General features: G+C 60.6%; 2 protein-coding genes and 2 pseudogenes. 2 read left to right on the top strand and 2 right to left on the bottom strand.

Annotation, left to right across the window (positions count from 1 at the left end; all coding sequences use genetic code 11):
- Positions 1-96 precede the first annotated feature (96 nt).
- Positions 97-564 (bottom strand): annotated as a pseudogene (tcmP, locus tag ACIGHL_RS22715) (three-Cys-motif partner protein TcmP); the annotation flags it as partial.
- Between tcmP and ACIGHL_RS22710 the strand changes: the two are divergent.
- Together ACIGHL_RS22710 and ACIGHL_RS22705 are read left to right on the top strand one after the other, a co-directional pair.
- Positions 562-867, top strand: a pseudogene (locus ACIGHL_RS22710) (tyrosine-type recombinase/integrase); the annotation flags it as partial. The pseudogenes tcmP and ACIGHL_RS22710 sit on opposite strands and share 3 nt — an antisense overlap.
- Positions 868-1360: 493 nt before the next feature.
- Entirely contained in the window at positions 1361-1627 is a 267-nt protein-coding gene (locus ACIGHL_RS22705; RefSeq protein WP_224742955.1) for a hypothetical protein, read from the top strand.
- Between the two features lie 45 nt (positions 1628-1672).
- On the opposite strand, the gene ACIGHL_RS22700 is transcribed toward ACIGHL_RS22705, so the two are convergent.
- Entirely contained in the window at positions 1673-3775 is a 2103-nt protein-coding gene (locus tag ACIGHL_RS22700; protein ID WP_041109317.1) for a TonB-dependent receptor family protein, read from the bottom strand.
- Between the last annotated feature and the right edge of the window lie 358 nt (positions 3776-4133).

Below are 4133 nucleotides of genomic sequence, written 5' to 3'. Positions count from 1 at the left end.
CCTTCGATCCCACGGCATTTGACCGCGACGACATCAATCAGCGTCTGAAGCGGATTAAAGTCTGAGGGTCAAGACGGTAGAGAGCGGACGCTTACAATCGTGCTGACCTGTCACGGCGATATCCCGATTGGCGTCGTAGCTGAAAAAGCTGGAAGGCGACAGCATATGGGAAAAGTTGTTGCCGTATTTCCAGTGGATCTTCTTCATCACATCGTTAGCGCGGTAGTTGTTCGCCAGATGGATAAACCAATAGGCCATCGGGTTGCTGCCGGCCGGACGAATGAAGAAGACGGTCATGTACTGGGCACCGCTTTCCTGCTTGATCCCCTCGGACAGATAGCGCTGGATCAGGTATTGCCAGCTCCGTGGCTGATGCGCCTTCAGCTGTTTAAGCATGTCCCATGGCACATGCTGATCCAAGCCGATATTTGCAATGGCTTTCCGGTTCGCTTGGCGGTCGGCTAGATACGTAACCAAAAAATCGACATTGAAGGTCAGCAGGACCTCGGCTTTGTTGAGATTCTGGAAAATCCATTTGATCTTAGGGAACGGCACATCGCCATACATCATGCCCAGCCCCGCAGCGAGGATTGCCTTTTTCCGAGCCGGCTGCATATCTCAGACCATCTATCCACTCGTCAATACGCTCGTATCGTCAAAGGTTGGGTGAAAGCCATTGGCCCTGATCCAGCCCTGTATGGCATTCACACAATAAGACGTACGAAGGCATCGCTGATCTATCGCAGGACGAAGAACCTGCGGGCAGTTCAACTGTTGCTCGGCCATACGAAGCTGGAGAGCACCGTTCGATATCTGGGGATTGAGGTCGATGATGCCCTAGAGATGGCGGAACAGACCGAGGTTTGACCATGCATAGCGACGGTCGAAGCCAGGCCGTCGCTAACCGGCCAAATGCTGCCCCACCGTACCAAGCGGATCTGTGCCTACTGCGTTCAGGGCGAATCTATGACTACTACATCTGAAAGCTGGCGAGTTGTATGCCAAGACCCAGGGGATGGCAGCGGAGACGTCATCGTTGAGCTTCCATCAGAGCTACTTAAGCACTCAGACGGAGTTTGGGTGATGAGCTGTCAGTTGAGGCGGGAGAGGAAAACATTTGCTTGAAACTCCAGCAACGAGCTGATGGCGCCTCGTCATAGCAATCCAAACAATGTCTGATTGTGGTTGACTGCTTTCGCTCCAAAACGGCGGCTAGCGGCCACAAGCGGACAGTCAGCCCAATAAATAAATCTGTCCCTGTTTCGCTTGAGCCCGAAGTGGCTCTCGAATCGGCGTTGGTTGGCAGATCGCCAGGGTATCGGCGCGCGACAGTTGTCCGTCTGAATACCCCGAGGCCGGTGTGTTCTACGTCACCTTTGTGCCCCAGTTCGTTCCGCCCGGTGCGGATGTGGCGGCGTACTCGTTCCTCTCAGGCCTTCACGTATTACTGACCCTGGGCGGGTTCGCCATCCTGATCGCCGCAACCATTCCGCTCGGCAGACTGCTGCGCCGGCGTGGACTGACTAGGGCGCTGGATCGGCTGACAGGGTGGCGTGCTGGTGGCGTTCGGAGTGAGGCTGATGGCTTCGAATACGGTACCGACGTTGCAGCCGGGCGCGTGAAATGAGGCCCCTGGCGTGACGCCAGGGGATGAGGCAGGACGACTAGGCGATCAGAAGCGGTAGTTCACCCCCAGTGTCAGGGTACGGCCCGGTGCTGGCTGGCGTCCCTCGGGACTGGTGTCGATGCCGCGGAAGTAGTACTGGCGGTCGAACAGGTTGCTGATGCCGGCCGAGGCGGTCAGCACGCTGTCGTCCTGCAGCTTGAACTCGCGCTCGATGGCGGTGTTCCAGATCCAGTAGGCGGGCAGCTCGCCTACTGAGGCGCTGGCATTCTCCTCGGCGCTGTTGGCGTCGTCGGTATAGGCGCTGCTGACGTAGAGGCCATCCAGGCTGTAGGTCCAGAACTCGGCGAAGCGGTAACGACCATCGACGGTGAACTGGTGCTTGGAGCTGTACGGCACCTCGTTGCCCTTGAAGTCGCCGGTGCGCAGCTCGGCATCGAGGTAGGCGTAGCCGGCGTGCAGGTCGAGGGTTGGCAGCGCGGCCGGCGTCCAGAACACCTCGGTCTCGATCCCCTGGTGGCGGGTGCTGCCGAGATTCTGGAAGCGGCTGTTGGCGAACACGATCTGGTCGTCGAAGTCGATGCGGTACAGGCCGAAGTCGATGCGCAGGTTGTCCTGTGGGGTGAAGCGCACGCCGGTCTCGTAGTTGCGCGAGATTTCCGCCTGCACCACGCCATCCCTGACGATCTGGAACACCTGAGGCACCCGCAGCGAGCGCTGCGCGTTGGCGTAGACGAACCAGTCGTCGCTGGCCTGGTAGCCGATGCTCAGACCGGGCAGCCACTCTTCGGCCACGGTCTTGCGCTCGATGCCGCTGACGCCGTCGGCGTACTCCATCTTGGCGTGCTCATAGCGCACGCCGGGGGTGAGGGTCAGGCGGTCGTCGAGCAGCTTGATTTCGTTGCTCACATAGGCGGCCTGGCCCTTGGTATCGAATACCCAGTCGCGCACCACGCTTGTGGCGCCGGTATTCAGGTTCAGACGGTCGACATCGAAGTCGACGTTTTCCTTGACCAGGCGGGCGCCAAGCAGCCAGGTCTGGCTGACGCCATCACCGTCGATGCCGAGGCTCAGGCGCGGCTCGCTGCCCCAGACACGGAAGTCGCGGGGAGCATCCTGCAGGGTGGTCGGCGTGGCATCCGGCGCGAAGGGCAGCCCGACAACAAAGTTGCGATAGCTGTGCTGGGCGAAGTTGGTCCAGCTGAATTCCACGTCGTCGAACGGGCCCATGGCGCCGAGGTATTGAGTATAGGTGCCCCAGACGCGGTCGCTGTCGCCTTCGAAACGATCGAGCTTGCGGGTCGACTGCCGCGGGTCGTCCTTGTAGTCGGCCACGCTGAGGGCGCCGGCCAGGTCCATGTCGGCGATGTAGCGCTGCACGCCGAAACTCAGGCTGCGGCTGTCATCGATATCCCACTGGCCGCGCAGGCGGTAGTTCTGCACATCGGTCTCAGAATGCTCGCGACCGTACTCGCCACTGATGGTGTTGACGTCCAGCTGCAGGCCGAAGTTGTCGGTCAGGCGCCCACCGGTGCCCAGGTAGCTGTCGTACAGCTGGCGCCCGCCGGGCGCGAAGGTGACACGCTCCTGCAGGGTGGTTTCCCACTTATCCGGAATTGGCCGGCTGATGAAGTTGATCACGCCGCCGACGTTGTTCGGTCCGTACTGCACGGACGCGCCGCCACGCACGATGTCGATGCGATCGACCGTCGCCAGGGTCTGCGGAAACAGCGACAGGCTGGTCTGGCCATAGGGCGCCAGGGCCAGCGGGATGCCATCGGCGAGCGCTTGGACGCGGCCGCTGCGACTTTCCGAAAGCCCGCGCACGGACAGTTGCGGCAGTACCCCGGCACCGGTCTCGTCGAGGATCTTCACCCCTGGGACCCGCGCCAGCGCGTCATCCAGGCCACGCACGCTGGCCTTCTTCAGTTCGTGAGCCTGGACCACGCTGCGGCTGCCGGCATAGGTGCGTACCTCTTCGTCACTGGCACTACCAAGCACATCCCCCTGGATGACGAGCGGGGCAAGGGATACCGGGCCGTCCTGCTTCTGCTGACGGTTGTCCTCGGTCTCGTTGGCCTGCGCGGCCTGGGCAATGGCGATGGCCAGCAGACTGGCAGTGACGCCGATACGGCGGGTCGTCCTGATCATGCGGAGGTGAGCTCCTGATTGAGAGCCTCAGGCGCAGCAGGGCAGCAGCGACGGAGCGCTGCCCGTCACCTTTGGCTGAGTTGTGGGCAGAGAAGTGCCGCTCTGTCTAAGTATTTCTGATAATTAAATGCGCTAGCGGCTGAGAATTATTATCGTTATTTAAAGTGTATGTAAAGGGGGTTGTAAGCCGGAAACCCAGAAATTTCCGTCAGCCGATCAACATGGCTTGTCTCGCGCTTGGTCGATGAGTTCCTGCATCGCCCGCATGACTTCTTCGTGGGTGTACGACTTGGCGTTGGGGTCGTCGGCCTCTCGGAGAGCTTCCTCGACCTCGCGGGTCATCCGCGCATATTCTTCC

The sequence above is a fragment of the Pseudomonas sp. NPDC077451 genome, assembly GCF_044543345.1.
Lineage (GTDB): Bacteria > Pseudomonadota > Gammaproteobacteria > Pseudomonadales > Pseudomonadaceae > Stutzerimonas.
The sequence above is the reverse complement of the archived record's forward strand: the minus strand, read 5'-3'. Positions and strand labels throughout refer to the sequence as shown.